Source organism: Streptomyces sp. WZ-12, from assembly GCF_028898845.1.
Classification (GTDB): Bacteria; Actinomycetota; Actinomycetes; order Streptomycetales; family Streptomycetaceae; genus Streptomyces.
Window position 1 is genome coordinate 9,086,055 of record NZ_CP118574.1, and the last position, 19,629, is coordinate 9,105,683.

Below are 19,629 nucleotides of genomic sequence, written 5' to 3' on the forward strand. Positions count from 1 at the left end.
ATGTCAGTGACGCACACACCAGGGTTTGCGGTTTCCCCGCAGCAGCGCGAACTCTGGTCACGATCGCCCGCCGTCGGCCCGCACCGCGCGGTGCAGCTCCGGGTGGCACTGGACGGCGTGCTGGACCGGGGCAGGCTGCGCGCAGCGCTGTCCGCGGTGGTGCGTCGGCACGAGTCGCTGCGCACGCGTCTCGTCGTCAGCGAGGGCCGGGCGGAGCCCAGTCAGGTCATCGGTGACTCCGACGCCATCGAGTTGCGCACCATCGAGGTGACTTCGGGCCCGGACGCGACGGCTCCCCCGGAACTGGAGGAACGGGCGGCCGTGGAGCGGGCGGCGGTCGACCCCAGGAACGGTCGGGGGTTCCGGGTGCTGCTCGCGGACATCGGAGCCGACCGGGCGATACTCCTGCTCACCGCGCACGTACTCATCGCCGACCGGTCCTCGTTGCGCCTGGTCGCCGAGGAACTGGCCGTCGCGTACGCGGGCGACGAGGTGCAGCCACCCGCAGCCGACCTCGTGCAGTACGCCGACTTCGCGACCTGGCACAACGAACTGCTCACCGCCGAGGAGGGCACCGCCGAGCGCGCCGCCTGGTCCCACCGACTGGCCGAGGCGCAGGGCGGCGCCGCACTGGGCAACGCGGCCCCGGCGGACGGGCACCAGCCCGACCGGCGGACCTACCGCCCGGCGCCGGCCCCCGCCGCCGGCGCGCTCGACGCCTTCGCCGCGGCCAACGGGCTCGATGCCGCCGCCGTGTTGGACGCCGTGTTCCAGGTGGTCGTATGGCGGGTGGCGGGCGAGCGCGACTGCCTGGTCCTGCTGGCCTCGTCCGGCCGCAGCCACCCGGCGCTCGACCACACGGTCGGGGCGTTGGAACGCGAACTGCCGCTGCGCGCCGCCTTCGTGGCCGAGCAGGAATTCCTCTCCCTCGCACGGGATACCGCCGAGAGGCGTCGCGATGCCGAGCGGCGGATCGACCACCTGGACCCGGCCGCGCTGGCCGGCCACCGGGCCGCCGGACGCCCTGCCCTCGCCTGCTTCGCCTTCCGCGTCGCCGCCGCCCCCCTCCTCGCCGACGGCGTCCGCTGCACGATCACCGAGGAGAGGCGGGCGGACACCACCGATGTCGCGCTGAGCTGTGTGCGGACCGACGACACCCTCGCCGTCGAAGTGCGCTACGACAGCGCCCTGGTCGACCCCGCCACCGCCAGGGCCCTCGCCGACGGCTTCACGGCCACGCTGCGCGCGGTGCTCGGGAACCCGGCGGTGCGCATCGGGGAGATCGAACTGCTCTTTGCCGAGGAGCGGGACCGGGTACGCGCCTCCGGCGCCGGGCCGGCCACCGAGGTTCCGGCGGCGGCCGTGCACGAGTTGTTCGCGGGGCAGGCCGCCCGGCACCCGGAGAAGACCGCCGTCGTCTGCGCGGGTACCGAACTCAGCTACGCCGAACTGGACGCACGGGCCAACCAGTTGGCGCGTCACCTGATCGCTTCGGGGGTGACGCGCGGGGACCGGGTGGTGGTGTCCATCGGGCGGTCCCCGGAGCTGATGGTCGCGCTGCTCGGCGTGCTCAAGGCCGGTGCCGCGTTCGTCCCCGTCGACATCGGCTATCCGCGGGCCCGGATGGACTTCGTGCTGGCGCACGCGGCCCCGAAGATGCTGCTGGCCACCGGGGAGGTGCTGGACCGGCTCGACGAACCCGGGCTGCCGACGCTGGCGATGGACGGACACCCCGCCGAGCTGGCCGCCCGGCCGCGGACCCCGGTCGACGTGCCGGTGACCGTGGCCGACCACGCCTACCTGCTCTACACCTCCGGCACCACCGGACGACCCAACGGCGTCGTCGTCCCGCACCGGGGCCTGACCAACTACCTCTCCTGGGCGGCCACCGCCTATGCCCTGCACGAGGGCAGCGGCGCGCTGGTGCACACCTCGATCAGTTTCGATCTGACGCTCACCTGCCTGCTCGGCCCGCTGCTGGCCGGCCAGCGGGTCATCCTGCTGCCCGAATCGGCCGGGGTGACCGGGCTGGTGTCGGTACTGCGCGAGATGCGGGACCTCAGCCTGGTCAAGCTGACCCCGACGCATCTGGACATCGTCGGCCAACTGGTCACTCCCGAGGAGATCACCGGCAGCGTGCGCACGGTGGTGGTGGGCGGTGAGGCGCTGCGCGCCGAGGGCGCCGCGCTGTTCCACGCCGCCGGTGCCACGGTCGTCAACGAATACGGCCCGACCGAAACCGTGGTCGGCAGCACCGCCCATCGGCTCGATGCCGGCGGGCCGTGGCAGGGCGCGGTGCCGATCGGTTCGCCGATCGCCCATACCCGGGCCCACGTGATGGACGGGCGATGTCGCCTGGTTCCCGACGGCGCGGTCGGCGAGCTCTGCATCGGCGGCGCGGGCGTCGCCGACGGCTACCTCGACGAGCCGCACCTCACCGAACGGCGCTTCGTCCCCGACCCGTTCGCGACCGACGGTTCCCGGTTGTACCGGACCGGCGATCTGGCCCGCCGCCGCAGCGACGGCGTCCTCGAATTCCTCGGCCGCGCCGACGAACAGGTCAAGATCCGCGGCGTCCGGGTGGAGCCCGCCGAGATCGAGAGCGTGCTGCGCGCCCACCCCGGGGTCGAGCACGCGGTGGTCGTCGCGCGACGGGACGAGGACCCGGGCGGCTCCTCACCGCTGGCGGGGGAACTGCGGCTGGTGGCCTACGTGGTACCCGGCAAGGACACCGACGGCCCGGCCCCGAGCCCCCGCGCGCTGGCCGAACACTGCCGCACCCGGCTGCCGGAACTGCTGGTTCCCACCACCGTCATGGTGCTCGACGCGCTGCCCGTGACGGCCAACGGAAAGCTCGACCGGGCCGCGCTACCGGTACCCGCGGCCGTGAGCCGGTCGGCGGCGGAACACGCCGCCTACGTCGTCCCGCGCACCGATACCGAGGAGATCCTGGCCGGCGCGGTCGCCACGGTCCTCGGGGTGGACCGGGTCGGGGCGGCCGACAACTACTTCGTGCTGGGCGGCGATTCGATCCGCAGCGTGATGGTCGTGAGCCGGGCGCAGTCCCGGGGTCTGGACCTCACGGTCGCCGAGCTGCACCAGAACCCGATCATCGCGGACTGCGCGGCCGCCGTGGACCAACGGCGCCCGGAACCGGACGCGCCCACCACCGCCCCGTTCGCCCTGATCGACGCCGAGGACCGCGCGCGGCTCCCCGACGAAGCGCGGGACGCCTTCCCGCTGAGCCTGCTCCAGGAAGGGATGATCTTCCACCGCGACTTCGCCGCGAAGTCGGCCGTCTACCACGCGATCGCCTCCGTGCGACTGCGCGCACCGTTCGATCTCGATGTGCTGCGCACCGTCGTCCGGCAACTCGTCGAACGCCACCCGATGTTGCGGACGTCGTTCGACATGACGACCTACAGCCGGCCGTTGCAGATCGTGCACGGCAGCTTCGAGACGCCCCTGTACTTCGAGGATCTGCGCGGGCTGTCCGAGCCGGCACAGGACGACAGGGTCAGTGCGTGGATCGACCGGGAGAAGCTGCGCGGCTTCGAGCTCCACGACTACCCGCTGATCCGCTTCATGGTGCACCGCCGCAGCGACGCGGAGTTCCAGTTCACCTACGGCTTCCACCACGAGATCGTCGACGGCTGGAGCGAGGCCCTGATGATCACCGAGCTGTTCAGCCACTACTTCTCGCTCATGTTCGACGAGCCGCTCTCCATCCGCTCGCCCAAGACGGGCATGAGCGACGCCGTCGCCCTCGAACTGGAGGCGCTCAGGCGCAAGGAGAACTACGACTTCTGGAACGACTACCTCGCCGATGCGACGCTGATGCGGTTGCCGAGGACCGGGGCCGCCGCCGGCCCGCGGGCCGACAAGGGCGCCCGGGAGATCGTCCGGATCGTCGTCCCGGTGCCCCACGAACTGTCCGAGCGGCTCAAGCAGGTGGCCACCGCGCACGCGGTGCCGCTCAAGAGCGTGCTGCTCGCCGCGCATCTCGCCGTGATGTCGACCTACGGCGGCAACGTCGACACGCTGACCTACACCGTGACCAACGGCCGCCCCGAAGTCGTCGACGGCAGCACCGCCATCGGGCTGTTCGTCAACAGCCTGGCGCTGCGGGCCAAGATGGCCGGCGGTAGCTGGCTGGAGCTGATCGAGGCCACCCTGCGGTCCGAGCGGCAGTCGATGCCCTACCGACGGCTGCCGATGGCCGAACTCAAGCGGCACCAGGGCAACGAGCCGCTGGCCGAGACGCTGTTCTTCTTCACCAACTACCACGTGTTCGACGTGCTGGACCGGTGGATCGAGGCCGGCGTCGAGCACGTGGCCAACGAGCTCTACGGCGAGTCGACCTTCCCGTTCTGCGGCATCTTCCGGCTCAACCGGACCACCGACCGGCTGGAGGTGCGGATCGAGTACGACAGCCTGCAGTTCTCCGCCGAGGTCATGGAAAGCGTCCGGGACTGCTATGTGCGGGTGCTGACGGCGATCGCGGCCGACCCGACCGCGGACTACGGGGTGGTCGACCAACTCCCGGCCCGGGACCGCGAACTGCTCGACCGGTTCACCGACGGCGGCCGCACCCCCGTGCCGCAGCGCTGTCTGCACGCGCTGGTGGAGGAACGCACGGCCGCGACCCCGGACCGGATCGCGGTGGAGCTCGACGGGACGGCCGTCAGCTACCGGCTCCTCAACGAGCGCGCCAACCGGATCGCACACGGACTGCGCCGCAGGGGAGTCCGGCGCGAACACGTCGTCGGCGTGCTCGCCGAGCGCTCCATCGACCAGATCGTCCTCCTGCTCGGCGTGCTCAAGGCGGGGGCCGCCTACCTCCCGCTGGACCCGGCACAACCCGACGAGCGCACCGCGCTCCTCGTGACGGACAGCGCGGCGCGCGTCGTGCTCGCCCAGGAGCACCTGGCCGGCCGGGTTCCGCCGGCGGCCGAGCCGTTCGTGGTGGACCGCGGATTCCGGGCGGTCGACCGGGAACCCACGCACAACCCGGACGTCGGCACCGGCCCGGCCGACGCCGCGTACGTCATCTACACCTCGGGCTCGACCGGCCGGCCCAAGGGGGTCGTCGTCGAGCACCGCAACGCGGTGGCCTCGGTCAGCGCAAGGTACGCCGCGTACGCGGAGCCGGTCGACCGGTTCCTGCTGCTGTCCTCCTTCGCGTTCGACAGCTCGGTGGCAGGCATCTTCTGGACGCTGTCGACCGGCGGCACCCTGGTGCTGCCGGGGGAGGGCACCCAGCTCGACCCGATGAGCACGGCCACCGCGATCGCCCGACGGCGTCCGACCCACACCCTGACCATTCCGTCCCTGCTGGGCCCGCTGTTGGAACAGTCCGGCCCGCGCGAACTGGAATCCCTGGTCCGGGTGATCACGGCGGGGGAGGCCGCCCCGTCGGCGCTGTACGAGGAGCTCGGTGCGAAGGTTCCCGGCGCCCGGCTCGCCAACGAGTACGGCCCCACCGAGGCGACGGTGTGGAGCACCGTGTGGACGGGGCCGGGGCCGGTGGTCCAGCCCCAACTGCCGATCGGCCGCCCGGTGGCCAACACCCGGGTACGGGCGTTGGACCAGCACGGCCGGCCGACGCCGGTCGCGGTGGCCGGGGAACTGCACATCGGCGGGGCCACCGTGGCCCGCGGGTATCTGGGGCAACCGGCCGCCACCGCAGCGGTGTTCCGGCCCGACCCCCGCGGCGCGGTCCCCGGCGCCCGCCGCTATGCCACCGGCGATCTCGGCCGGTTCCTGCCCACCGGCGACCTGGAGTTCCTCGGCCGCAACGACCACCAGGTCAAGATCCGTGGCTTCAGGGTGGAGCCGATGGAGATCGAGGCCGTGCTGGACGCCCACCCCTCGCTCCAGCGGTCGATCGTGATGGCCCGCGGGGCGGAGAGCGGCGAGCAGCAACTCGTCGCCTATGTACTGCCGGAACCGGGCGAGCGGCCGGACCGGGCGGAACTGCAGAAGTACGTCCGGGACCGGCTGCCGAGGTACATGGTGCCCAGCACCTTCACCGTGCTGGACGCGGTGCCGCTGACCCGCACCGGCAAGGTCGACCGGACACGGCTCCCCGATCCGGATCCGGTGGCCGAACTGCCGTATGTGGCACCGGGTACCGAGACCGAGCGCCTGCTCGTCGACATCTGGTCCACGGTGCTCAAGGTCGGCCGGGTCGGAGTGCACCACCACTTCTTCGACGTCGGTGGCGAGTCGTTGCGCGCGATGCAGGCGATCGCGGCGACGAACAAGCTGTTCCGGACCCGACTGTCGGTGCGCAGGCTGTTCGACGCGCCCACCATCGCCGAGTTCGCGACCGTGGTGGACGAAGCCAGGGCATCGGGGACGGGAGCGGCCCCCGACGGCGGGGTGTTCGCCGCGGCTCCCGAAAGTGACCAGGCATGAGCGTGCTGAGGACGGCCGGGGACGGGGCGCGGGGCAGCGGCCGCGGTGCCGGGCTGCCGCTCGCCGCCGCCCAGCAACGGCTGTGGCTGCTACAGCGGTTGGAGCCGGACAACCCGGCGTACACCATCTGCACCGCGATCGAGCTGACCGGACCGCTCAACCCGCTCGCACTGCGCTCGACGGTCCACCAGCTCGGCAGCAGGCACGAGATGCTGCGCGCCGCCTTCACCGACGACGGCCCGGAGCCGGCCCAGTACATCACCGCGGCACCACCGCGCCTACGGCTGGTCGACCTGTCCGGTACCGGGGAGCGGACCGCGGAACAGGAGGCGCACCGGCTGCTCGCCGCGCTCGCGGCCCGGCCGTTCGAGCTCACCGCCGGGCCGCCGGTGAGCTGGCTGCTGCTGCGACTGGGAGCGCGGCGCCACCTGCTCGTGCTGTCGGTCCACCACCTGGTGTTCGACGGCGGATCGCTCGCCGTGGTGCGCGAGGAGATCGAGACGCTGTACCGCCGCGCGGTCACCGGCAGCGCACCGCCCGCGCCCGCGCGGACCGCGAGCTACCCACAACTCGTCGACATGCAGCGGACGTTGACGCAGGATGCGGTCGGCTCGGTCGAGTTCTGGCGGGCGCAGCTCGGCGCGGCGCCACCGCGCAGCACACCGTTCGACGGTGGCCGGAGCGGGCGGCAGACCCGCCCGGTACGCCGCGTCGAACGGCTCGACCGAGCCGAACTCGCCGGCCTGGAAAGGCTGTGCCGACGGACCGGGAGCACCCTGTACATGGCGCTGCTCGCCCTACTCGGATGCCTGGTCGGCCGGCATTGCGGCCAGGAGGACGTGGTCATCGGGTCGCCGGTCGCGCTGCGCGACGGGGAACCGGCCGCCGGCACCGTCGGCCTGCTGATCAACACCCTGCCGCTGCGCCTGCGGTTGCACGGCGAGCCGGGTTTCGTCGAGGTCCTGCGCAGGACCAGGGACACCCTGCTCGACGCGCTCGAACATCGACTGCTGCCCTTCGAGCGGATCGTCGACGAGCTCGCACCGCCCAGGGAACTGGGGACCTCCCCACTGTTCCAGGTGCTGTTCGCCTACCAGCAGCCGCCACGGCCCCCCAGCCTGCCTGGGGTCGGGGCGCGGCTCGTCGAGGTGCCCGCGGCGGCGGCGAAGTACGAGCTGACCGTCACCGCGGCGGACACCCCCGACGCCCTTGAGTTGATCTTCGAGGCGGACGGCGGGCGGTGCACCGCGGCGGAACTGGCCGACTGGTGCCGGCAGTTCCGGACGCTGCTCGCCGCCGTTCCGACCGCACCGGAACGGCCGGTGTCGCGCTGGTCGCTGCTGACCGCCCGGCAGTGGCGCGGTGTGCGCGCCCCGGCGGCCATCGACCCCGGCGCGGGAGAACTGGTGCACCGGCTGGTGGCCGCCACCGCGGCACGCCAACGGGACGCGGTGGCCGTGGTGCACGGCTCCCGTCAGGTGACCCACCGCGAACTGGACCGTTGGTCCGACCAGTTCGCCGCGGAGCTGCTCGCCCGGGGATGCGGCCCCGGCGACGTGGTCGGGGTCTGGCTGCCCAGGACGCCGGAACTGCTCGTGGCCCTGCTGGGAGTGCTCAAGACCGGAGCGGCCTACCTGCCCATCGGCACCGAACAGCCCGCCGCACGAGCCCTGCCGATGCTGGCCGAGACCGGCGCCCGGCTCCTGATCGGTGACGACGAGCTGCTGGCGTCCCGTGGCGCCCAGAGTGCCCAACTGCCGCCCACGGTACGCGTGTCCGCGCCGCGACCCGGCCGTTCGTCCCCACCGCGCCGGGTGTCGGTGCCGCCGACGGCGCTGGCCTATGTGCTCTACACGTCGGGGTCCACCGGCCGACCCAAGGGCGTGGCCATCGAACACCGCAGCGCCGCGGCGTTCCTGCGCTGGGCCGGTGAGGCATTCGACCCGGGCGAGCTGCACCGGGTCCTGGCCACCACGTCGGTCGGCTTCGACCTCGCCTTCTTCGAGCTGTTCGCACCGCTGGTCCACGCGGGCACCGTGGTGCTGACCGAGGACGCCCTGCGGGTCCCGGAAACCCCCGCCGCGGCCGGGGCGAGCCTGCTCAACTCCGTTCCGTCCGCGGTGGCCGCCCTCCTGGACGCCGACGGGATTCCCGACGCGGTCACCTCGGTGAACCTCGCCGGAGAACCCCTGCCCAGGGAGCTGGCCGACCGACTGCACCGCCGCCGGGTCCGCACCGTGGTGCGCAACCTCTACGGGCCCAGCGAGGCAACCACCTACGCGACGGCCGCGGTGGTCGGTGCCAGCGGCGGCCCGCCCACCATCGGGACGCCGATCGGTAGCGCGCGAGCCTGGGTGGCCGACCACCACGGCCGGCCGGTCCCCGACGGCATGGCCGGGGAACTGCTCATCGGCGGACCGGCGTTGGCCCGGGGCTATCTGGGCCTCCCCGCCAGCACGGCGGCGGCGTTCCTCCCCGACCCGTACGACCGGCCCGGCAGCCGGATCTACCGCACCGGGGACCTGGTGCGCCGCCGCGCCGACGGTGAACTGCACTTCGTGGGACGCCGGGACACCCAGGTCAAGCTGCGAGGGGTGCGGATCGAACTGGGGGAGGTGGAGCACGCACTGCGCGCGGTGGCGCCGGTGCGCGAGACCGCCGTCGTGCTCGACGGTGCAGCCGAACACCGGCGGCTGGTGGCGTTCGCCAGCCCGGAACCGGGCCGCAAGATCCCACCGGAGCGGGCCCTGGCCGCGCTGCGCGCCCTGTTGCCCGCCGTGATGATCCCCGCGGAGCTGGTGGTCCTGGCCGACCTGCCGCACAACGGCAACGGCAAGGTCGACCGGGCGGCGCTGGCCGCCCGCGCCGGAGCCGTCCGCCGGCAGCACCCGCGCGGCGCGGCCCCCGGAACCGAGCTGGAACGGGCCATCGCCCGGGAGTGGCAGCGGGTGTTGGGGATCGAGCGGGTCGGCGTGCACGACGCCTTCTTCGACGTCGGCGGTAACTCCCTCGGCCTGCTGCGGCTGCACGGCGCCCTCGTCCGCACCGTCCACCCGGGGCTGCGGCTGGTCGACCTGTTCCGGTTCCCCGACATCGCCGGGCTCGCCGATCACCTCGCCGGGGCCGGGGCCGGGGCCGGCGCGGCGCCGGCGGATTCCCCGGCGCTGGCGCCGGCGGGGGGGAGGGGCGCCCCGCCGGGCGGCCGGGCAGGAGGGCGGGCGATGACCGAACAGGACGGCTGTGAGCCGATCGCGGTGATCTCGCTGAGCTGCCGCTTCCCCGGAGCGGAGAACGTCGACGAGTTCTGGGCCAACCTCCGTGCGGAGACCGAGAGCATCAGCCGGTTCCCCGACCTGGGACCGGAACGCCGGCCGCGTTTCGTCGGCGCGGAGGGAACCGTGGGGGACCTGGCGCTGTTCGACGCGGAGTTCTTCGGCTACTCCGCGCGCGAAGCCGAGGTGATGGACCCGCAGCACCGGCTGTGCCTGGAGGCGGCCTGGACGGCATTCGACACCGTCGGATACGACCCGGCGGCGCTGCCCTTCCCGGTCGGCGTCTTCCTCTCCTGCGGCCTCAGCTCCTACCTGGTGCGCAACCTCCTCCCCAACACCGAACTGCTCCGCACGCTCGGCGGCTTCCCCCTGCTGATCCACAACGACAAGGACTTCGCGGCGACCACGGTCTCCTACAAGCTCGGCCTCACCGGCCCCAGCATGTGCGTCGGCTCGGCCTGTTCCTCCTCGCTGGTCGCGGTCCACCTGGCCCTCCGCAGCCTCCAGTCCTTCGAGTGCGACATGGCCGTGGCGGGCGGCGTCTCGCTCCAGGTACCCCAGGCACAGGGCTATGTGTACGCCGAGGACGCCATCTACTCGCCGGACGGGCGGTGCGCGGCCTTCGACGCCTCGGCCGATGGCACCGTCGGCGGCAGCGGCGTCGGGCTGGTCCTGCTCAAGCGGCTGTCGGACGCCCGCAGGGACGGCGACCCGGTGCACGCGGTGCTGCTCGGCTCGGCGGTGAACAACGACGGCCGCCGCAAGGCGGGTTACACCGCCCCGGGCGTCGACGGCCAACGGGACGTGATCATCGAGGCGCAGGCGGTGGCCGGGATCGACGCCGGCAGCGTCGGGTACGTCGAGGCACACGGCACCGGCACCCACCTCGGCGACCCGGTCGAAGTGGCGGCGCTGACCGCGGCGTTCCGCACCACCACCGACCGGGTCGGGTTCTGCGCCCTGGGCTCGGTGAAGACCAACATCGGCCACCTCGACGCGGCCGCCGGCATCGCCGGACTGATCAAGGCCGTCGGCGCGGTGCGCGACGGCGTGATCCCGGCGAGCCTGCACTACCAACGGCCCAACCCGGCCATCGACTTGGCCGCCTCCCCGTTCTACGTCAACGCCTCCACCACGCCCTGGCCCGCAGCGGACTCCCCGCGCCGCGCCGGGGTCAGCTCCTTCGGCATCGGCGGCACCAACGCCCACCTCGTGCTGGCACAACCGCCCGCCCCGACCGCGCCCGACCGCGAGCGCCGGGCATGCCAACTGCTCGTGCTCTCCGCGCGCTCCCCGTCGGCCCTGACCCGGGCCGGCCACGAACTGGCCGACCAGTTGCGCGGCAGACCGGACGCGGACCTCGGAGACGTGGCGGCCACACTGGGCGGCCGACGGACGCACCGCTACCGACGGGCCGTGGCGGCCACCACGGTCACGGCCGCGGCCACGGCCCTTTCCGGTCCGGCACCGGAGCGGGCGGTCCAGGGCACCGGGCGGCGGGCCGCCTTCCTCTTCCCCGGCCACGGCTACGGCTATCCGGCCATGGCGCTGGGACTCCACGCGGGGGAGCCGGACTTCCGACGGCATCTCGACGACTGCGCGCGACTCCTCGCCCAACAGGGCGTGGACCTGTTCGCGATGCTCCGCGCCGAGCAGGCGGGACCCCAGGGGGCCGAGCCCGCGTTCCAGGTGGCCGAGTTCGCCGTGTCCCACTCCTTGGCCCGCACGCTGATCGACTGGGGCGTCGAACCGGTCGCGATGCTGGGGCACAGCCTCGGCGAATACGTCGCCGCAACCGTGGCCGGAGTGTTCCCGCTGCCCACCGCGCTGCGACTGGTCGCCGCCCGGGCCCGCGCACAGGCCACGCTTCCGGAAGGCCGGATGCTCGCCGTCGCGCTGGGCCCCGACGAGCTGACCCCGCTGCTCGACGGCGGCCTGACCCTGGCCGCGGTCAACTCCTCGGACCGGTGCGTGGTCACCGGCGCCCCCGACGCGGTGACGGCACTCGCCGCCCACCTGGAGGAAGAAGGGGTGTGGACCAGGACGCTGGCCGTTCGGCACGCGTTCCACTCCAGGGCCGTCGACCCCATCACCGCCCGGTTCCGCACCGTCCTGGCCGAGGTCGAATTCGCCACCCCCCGGCTGCCGTTCCTCTCCAACGTCACCGGGGACTGGGCCGATCCCGCCGAGGTGACCCGCCCGGAATACTGGCTGGCGCACATGCGACGGCCGGTGCTCTTCGACGACTGCACCGGGCACCTCGCGGAGTTGGCACCCGCCGCGCTGCTGGAGCTCGGCCCCGACGCCGGGCTGGCCCGGTTGGCGGCCCGCAGGCTGGTGCCGGGCTCGGCGTCGACCCCGAGCTGTCTGCCGGCGGACGCCGGTGAACCGACGGCGGAGCGGGAAACCGCACACCTGGTGCGCGCGCTGGGGACGTTGTGGACCTCGGGTTGCCCCGTCGACTGGACCGCCTTCCACCGGCCGCAACGGCCGCGGCGCACCCCCGTCCCGGGGTACCCGTTCCAGCGCAGGCGCTACTGGTCCGACGCGCCGGGGGACACCGCCGGAGTCCAGCCGGCCGCTCCCACGGTCGCCGATCGACCGCCGGCCGTACCGCAGCTCCGCAACTGGGGCTATCTGCCCGGCTGGCGGCACGCCGCCGCGGTGCGCGCACCGGCCCGGCAGGACGGCGCGACGTGTCTGCTGTTCGCCGACGGCCCGCTCGGCACGGCGGTCGCCGGACGGCTCACCGCGCTCGGCGTGCACCCGGTCGCCGTGCCGTCCGACCACGGGCGAGGGGACCAACCGCGCGACCCGCACGAGCTGTTGGCGGAACTCACCGCCCAGGACCGGACCCCGCGCCTGGTCGTGCACCTGTGGCCCGTCACGGCGGCGGGCGGCGAGGCGCCGTTGGACGGGGCAGCGGTGCGACAGGGACAACGGGCCGGACTGCACAGCCTGCTGGACCTGGCACGGGCCTTCGGCGCCCGCCCGGACGGTCAACCGGTCCGGCTGGTGGCCGTCACCCGTGGCGCCCAGTCCGTGCTCGGCGACGACCTCGACCATCCCGAACACGCCACCGTGACCGCGGCGGTCAAGGTCATCCCCCGGGAACTGCCCGCGATGTCCTGCACGGCGCTGGACATCGGGCCGGCCGATGGCGACCTGGACCGGCTGGCGGACCGGATCGTGGCCGAGCTCCTGGCCCCGGACCCGGCCACCGAGATCGCCTACCGCGGACGACAGCGCTTCGAACGGAGCCACACCCCACTGCGGTTGGACCCGGCCATCCCGCCGCGCGCCGCCGCGACCGGCGGGGTCCACCTGGTCTGCGGCGGCCTCGGTGGCATCGGGCTCAGCCTGGCGGAATCCCTCGCCGACCGTGCCACCGCGCTGGTGCTCACCCGGCGCACGCCGTTCCCCGCCGCCGAGGAGTGGAGCGGCTATCTGACCTCCCACCCGGAGGGGAACGACACCACGCGGTTGATCGACCGGCTGAACGCCCTCACCGCCAAGGGCACCGCGGTCCTGGTCCGACAGGCCGACGTCACCGACGAGTCCCGGATGCGGGCGGTCGTCACCGAGGCCGAGGAGCTCTTCGGGCCGATCACCGGAGTCGTCCACGCCGCGGGCAGCCCCGACACCGCGGGCATGATCCAGCGACGCGACCAGCGGGCCACCGACGAGGCGATCGCCTCGAAGGTGCTGGGCCCGATCGTGCTCGACAGGGTGCTGCACCACCGCGAACCGGACTTCTTCGTGCTGTGCTCGTCGATCGGAACCGTGCTGCACAAGCTGAAGTTCGGCGAAGTGGGCTATGTGGCCGCGAACGAGTTCCTCAACGCCTACGCCGCCCACCGCGCCCACCGTCGCCGCGGAACCACCGTGTCGATCGCCTGGACCGACTGGACCGACATCGGCATGCGCGCCTCGGCGCAGGAGGAGTTGGTCGCGCGCTACGGCCGCACCGCGGAGCGCACCGCGTCGGCCGGCGACCTGCTCGACGGGATCAGCCGGGCGGAGGGCGTCGAACTGTTCCACCGCATCCTGTCAACCGGAGCCGCCCCGCAGGTGGTTGTCTGCCCCCAGGACCTCGAAGCGCTGCTGGCCAGGCACGCGGCCTTCAGCACGGAGGACCACCGCGCGGCCCTCGCCGACCTGCGGATCGCCCCGTTCCGGCGCGACCGGGCCGACCTGTCCACCGCGTATCGGGCGCCGGACACCCCGCTGGAGCACAGCCTCGCCGCCTGCTGGGCGAGCCTGTTGGGCGGCGACCCCGTCGGCGTGCACGACAGCCTCTTCGAGCTGGGCGGCGACTCGTTGATCGCGCTCCGGCTGCTGTCCCTGGTCCGCGAGCGGCACGGGGTCGAACTGTCGATGGCGGAGTTCTTCGACGCGCCGACCATCGCGGGCCAGGCCGCCGCGATCGAGCGGGCCACCGGGGACGAGGTGCTGCTGTGAGCGCCCGGGCCCTTCTCGCGGAGCTGCGCCGGCGCGGGATCACCGTCACCGCCGACGGGGAACGGCTGCGGTGCGTGGCGCGGCGCGGCCTGCTCACGGCCGAGGTACAGGCGGAGATCGCCACCCACAAGGCCGAAATCCTCCGCGAGTTGCACGCCGACGACGGCATCCCGGTGGCCGACGGCGCACGGGTGCCGCTCTCCTTCGCGCAGGAACGCATGTGGCTGACCCACCGGTTCCACCCGACGGCCAGCTCCTACCACCTCCCGCTGCACCTCAGGCTCACCGGCCAACTCGCCCTGCCCGCCCTGCGCACGGCACTGCAACAGGTGGTGCGCAGACACGCCGTGCTGCGCACCCGCTACCCGGTCGTCGACGGCAGCCCCCTGGTCGAGGTGCTGCCCGCCGCCGACCCGACGGCCCTGCCGCTGGTGGACCTCACCGGACTGCCGGCCCCGGCCCGGCGAGCGGCGGGGCGCACCCAGGCGGCCGCTCTGGCGGTCCGCCCGTTCGACCTGACGAGCGGCCCGGTGCTGCGGGCCGTGGTGTTCCGGCTCGACCGGGCCGAACACGAACTCGTCCTGATCCGGCACCACATCGCCGGCGACGGGTGGTCGCTCGGGGTGCTGCTGGCCGACCTCGCCGCACTGTACCGGGCACACCTCGCCGGAACCCCCGCCGAGACGGCCGAACTGCCGGTCCAGTACGGGGACTTCGCCGCCTGGCAGCGGCGCCGGGCGCGGGGGCCCGGCTTCGCCGAGCGACTGGCCCGGTGGACCGCGGCGCTCGACGGCGCCCCCGGACGGCTGGACCTGCTCGGCAGGACCTCCCACCCGCCCGCCGACCAGGTCGCCGGCGCCCTACGGACCCGGCTCGGCGACGCCGATGTGCAACGGCTCAGGCACCTGGCCGGCCAACGACGGACCACCCTGTTCCCGGTGCTGCTCACCGGTTTCGCGCTGGCGGTCGCCGGCCTGTCCGGGCAGCGCGACCTGGTGATCGGCAGCCCGGTCGCCGGCCGCACCCGGGCGGAACTCGCCGGGCTGGTCGGCTGCTTCGTCAACCTGCTGCCGCTGCGCCTCGACCTGTCGGGCAACGCCGGCTTCGGCACGCTCCTCGGCCGGGTGCGTGAGGTCGTCCGACAGGGCCTCGACGACCAGGAGGTCCCGTTCGAGCGGATCGTCGAGGCCGTGCGCCCCGGGCGTTCGCTCGCCGAAACCCCGCTCGTCCAGGCCGCGTTCGCCTACCAGAACACCCCGGCGCCACGGGTGGAACTCCCCGGCCTGACCGCGACCGCGCTGCGCTCGCCCCCGGTGGCCGCGAAGTTCCCGCTCACCATGACCGTGTCCCCGCTGCCCAACGGACTGGAGCTGGAGCTGGAGTTCGACCGGTCCCGGCTGCACGACGCCACGGCGGCCGAGATCCTGGCCAGGACGGTCGCCGTACTGCGCTCCGCGGCCGAGGCCCCGGACCCGCCCAGCGCGTCGACCCGGCCACTCGCACCCGCGCCGACCGCGACCGCTGCCCCGGCGGAGGGTACCGGCTGTCTGCACCACGAGGTCGAGCGGATCGCCGCCGGGCAGCCGGACGCCGTAGCGCTCAGCCACGGCCGTGACCAGCTCAGCTACCGGGAGCTCAACGCGCGGGCCGACCGGCTCGCCGCAGTGCTACGGGCCGGCGGCTGCGGACCGGAAGACCTGGTCGGGCTGTGCGCCGAACCCTCGATCGACCTGGTGGTCGGGATGCTCGGCATCCTCAAAGCGGGCGCGGCCTACGTGCCCATGGACCCGACCGATCCGCCCCGGCGCCGCGCGGAGCTGGCCTGTACCGCGGGTATCCGGCTGCTGCTCACCCGGTCCACCGTGCCGCACCCACCGGAACCCGGCGCGGACACCCTGCTGTTGGACCGGCCCGGGAGCTGGCCCGCACCGGCGGCACCCGCCCGGGTGCGGGTGCACCCGGCCAACCTCGCCTACACCGTGTTCACTTCGGGATCCACCGGCGGCCCCAAGGGCGTGCTGGTCAGCCATGCGCAGGTGACCGCGGTGCTGGCCGCGTGCCGGACCGCGCTCCCCGTGACACGCGAACGCCAGACCTGGGCGCTGACCCACTCCCCGGCGTTCGACTTCTCCGTGTGGGAGATCTGGGGCGCGCTGACCAGCGGGGCGAGGCTGGTGCTCGTTCCCCCGGACGCGGTCCGCGCACCGGACGAGCTGTGGGCGACGCTGCTGGCCGAACGCGTCGGCGTGCTCGGCCAGACCCCGAGCGCCTTCCGGGCCCTGTTGACCACCGCGCTGCGGACCGGGCCGGGCGGCCCACCGCTCTCCCTCGTGGTCCTCGGCGGCGAGTCCTGCGAAGTGGCCAGGCTCGCCCCCTGGTTCGACCGGTTCGGTGAGCGCGGGCCGGAGTTGGTCAACATGTTCGGCGTCACCGAGACCACGGTGCACGTCACCAGCCGCCGGCTGCGGCCGGCCGACCGGCACGGCCCGGTGGCCAGCCCGCTGGGGCGGGCGATTCCCGGACAGCACGTCGAGGTGCTCGACGACGAGGGACGTCCGCTGCCGATCGGCGGCCGGGGCGAACTGGCCGTCAGCGGGGCCGGGGTGGCCCGGGGCTACCTCGGCCGCCCCGGACTGACCGCCGACCGCTTCCGACCCGCCCCCGGCAGCCCGGGCGGCCGGCGCTACCACACCGGTGACCTCGTCCGGCGGCTCCCCGACGAACTGGACTACCTCGGCCGGACCGACAAGCAACTCTCCCTGCGCGGCTACCGCATCGAACCCGGCGAGATCGAAGCCGCCCTGCTGACGCACCCCGCCGTACGCGACTGCCTGGTGGTCGCCCACGGCGCGGGGGAGCGCCGCCGGCTCGTGGCCTACCTGGTCGCCGAGAGCGCCGGGCAGGCCCGGGACCTGACCACCGGCCCGCTCCGGAGCTTCCTGTCCGACCAGCTCCCGCACCATCTGATCCCGCGCCAGACGGTGCTGTTGCCCGCGCTCCCGCTGACCAGGAACGGCAAACTCGACGAGTCGGCCCTGCCCGCCCCGCCCCTGGAGCCCGACCGGCCGCGGAGCCGCCCGCCGGCCACCTTGACCGAATCGACGCTCGCCGGGCTGGCCGCCGGGGTACTGGGCTGGCCGAGCCCGGACGGCATCGGCCGGCACGACAACTTCTTCGACCTGGGCGGGGATTCGCTGCAACTCACCCAGTTCCACTTCCGGATCGTCACCGCCTTCGCCATCGACCTCCCGATCCGCCGGGTGTACCAGGCACCCGACATCGCCGCGCTGGCCGAGGCGGTCGACCGGGCGCGCGCCGGGCAGCGGAGCGCGCTGATCCGGGAGGCACTGCGGCTGGCCGAGGCGGGGGAGGAGCCGACATGACCACCCAGGCGGCCACCATCGTCGAGGTCGCGCGGCAGCACGCCGCGCGCACACCGCACCGCCCCGCCTACCTGTTCCTCGCCGACGGGGTCACGGAGACGGCCAGCCGGGACTTCGCCGCCGTCGACCTGCGGGCCCGGGCGATCGCCGCGGAACTGGTGGCGCGCGGATGCCGGGGCGAGCGGGTGCTCATCGCCCACCCCTCCGGCATCGAGTACGTCGAATCCTTCCTGGGCTGTCTGTACGCGGGAAGCGTCGCGGTCCCCTGCGACTCCGGGCGGGGCGGGGCCGGGGCGGAACGGCTCGCCGCCCTCCGCGCGGACGCCCGGCCCGCGTTGGTGCTCTGCCGGGCCGAGGACGCTCCCGCGGCGCTGGTCGGACTGCCCAGGGCCGACGTCAGCGCCGTCCCCGACGCGGCCGCCGACGACTGGACCCCGCCCCCGACCGACCCCGCCGCGACCGCGTTCCTGCAGTACACCTCGGGCTCGACCCGAACACCGCGGGGCGTGCGGGTCAGCCACGCCAACGTGCTGAGCAACGAGCGCGCGATCCAACTCGCCTGCGGCAACGACCGGGACGCGACCTTCGTCGGCTGGCTCCCGCTCTTCCACGACATGGGCCTGATCGCCAACGTGCTGCAACCGCTGTACCTGGGTTCCCGGTCGGTGCTGATGCCACCGGGCGCCTTCCTGCGGGCGCCGCTGAACTGGCTGCGGGCCATCGAGCGGTACCGGGCCAGGGTCAGCGGCGGCCCCAACTTCGCCTACGAGCTGTGCCTGCAACGCATCGACGAGGCCACCAGGGCCACCCTCGACCTGTCGGGCTGGGCGGTGGCCTACAACGGCGCGGAGCCGGTCCGGGACACCACGATGCGCCGCTTCAGTGCGGGATTTCGCACCGCCGGATTCGCGCCGGCCGCCCACTTCCCCTGCTACGGCCTCGCCGAGGCGACCCTGATCGTGACGGCGACGCCGTTCGACCGGCCGCCGACCTCGGTGCGCGCCGAACCCGCCGCCCTCAGGGCGGGCCGGGTCACCCCCGTGCGGGCGGACGAGCACGGCAGCACGCTCGTCTCCAGCGGCCTTCCGGTCGCGGGGACCGAGGTGCGGATCGTCGACCCGGAGACCCGAACGACGCTGCCGGCCGGGCGGATCGGCGAGGTCTGGCTGCGCGGCGAGGGCATCGCGGGCGGCTACCACAACCGGCCCGAGGAGACCGAGGAGACCTTCGGCGCCCGCCTCGCCGACCCCCACCAGGGCCCCTACCTCCGCACCGGCGACCTCGGATTCCTCCTGGACGGCGGGCTCCACCTCACCGGGCGGCGCAAGGACCTCCTCGTCATCCGGGGCGAGAACCACCACCCGCACGATCTGGAGCACACTGCGGAACGCGCGGATCCGGCGCTACGGCCCTCCTGCGGGGCCGCCTTCCCCGTGGACGTCGACGGCGTCGAACGGCTGGTGCTCTGCTACGAACTCGCCACGAGCCGAGGGGAGTTGGACCTGGTCGGGATCGCCGCCAGAGTACGGCAGGCGATCGCCACCCGGCACGGCATCGAGACCCACCGCCTGGTCTTCCTGCCCAAGGGAGCGGTGCCGAAGACGACGAGCGGCAAGGTCCGCAGGCAGCACTGCCGACAGTCCTATGTGGACGGCGAGTTGCCCGTCCTCGGCATCGTGGGCACCGGCCGGATCGAGATCCCCGACCTCCCGGGCCGCGACGCGCTCGACGCGACGGCACCGGGCGACCGGGCCGCGGTCCTGGCGACCGCGCTGGCCACCACCGCCTCGGCGCTCGCCGGTATCGGCGGGACACCGCCCAGGCCGGACGAGCCGTTGGTCCGGCTCGGACTGGATTCGTTGCGGGCCACGGAACTGCGGCACCGCGTGCAGCGACGGTACGGGGTGGACATCGGCGCCGAGGCCCTTGTCGACGGAGACAGCCCCCACGACCTCGCCCGGCGCATCCTGGCGGCCGACGCGACCCCGGCGGCCGCGCGGACGTCCGCGGGCGCGGCCGACGGCGACGGCCGGCTCGCGCTGACCGCGAACCAGGAAGCGCTGTGGTTCGAGCACGAGTTGGACCCCCGGGGC

General features: G+C 73.9%; 4 protein-coding genes (1 of these 4 cut by a window edge). All 4 read left to right on the forward strand.

The genetic code is table 11. The features are described 5' to 3' along the window. Tightly spaced (each overlapping or abutting the next), the 4 genes in view from PV796_RS39840 to PV796_RS39855 form a layout consistent with a single transcriptional unit that may run on beyond the window. On the forward strand, positions 1-6,420 hold the full coding sequence (locus PV796_RS39840; RefSeq protein WP_274918757.1) for a non-ribosomal peptide synthetase: 6,420 nt from the start codon (positions 1-3) through the stop codon (positions 6,418-6,420). After that, a complete protein-coding gene (locus PV796_RS39845) occupies positions 6,417-14,153 on the forward strand; it encodes a non-ribosomal peptide synthetase/type I polyketide synthase (protein WP_274918758.1) in 7,737 nt (2,578 codons plus the stop codon). The genes PV796_RS39840 and PV796_RS39845 overlap by 4 nt, the downstream gene beginning before the upstream one ends. After that, positions 14,150-17,536 (forward strand): non-ribosomal peptide synthetase, encoded by a 3,387-nt coding sequence (locus PV796_RS39850; RefSeq protein ID WP_274918760.1) that lies wholly within the window; start codon positions 14,150-14,152, stop codon positions 17,534-17,536. The genes PV796_RS39845 and PV796_RS39850 overlap by 4 nt, the downstream gene beginning before the upstream one ends. Continuing rightward, a protein-coding gene (locus PV796_RS39855) for a non-ribosomal peptide synthetase (RefSeq protein ID WP_274918761.1) crosses the window boundary here: on the forward strand, positions 17,533-19,629 show its 5' portion. It continues 6,111 nt past the right edge of the window; the window shows 2,097 of its 8,208 coding nt (coding positions 1-2,097); its start codon is at positions 17,533-17,535; the stop codon falls past the right edge of the window. The genes PV796_RS39850 and PV796_RS39855 overlap by 4 nt, the downstream gene beginning before the upstream one ends.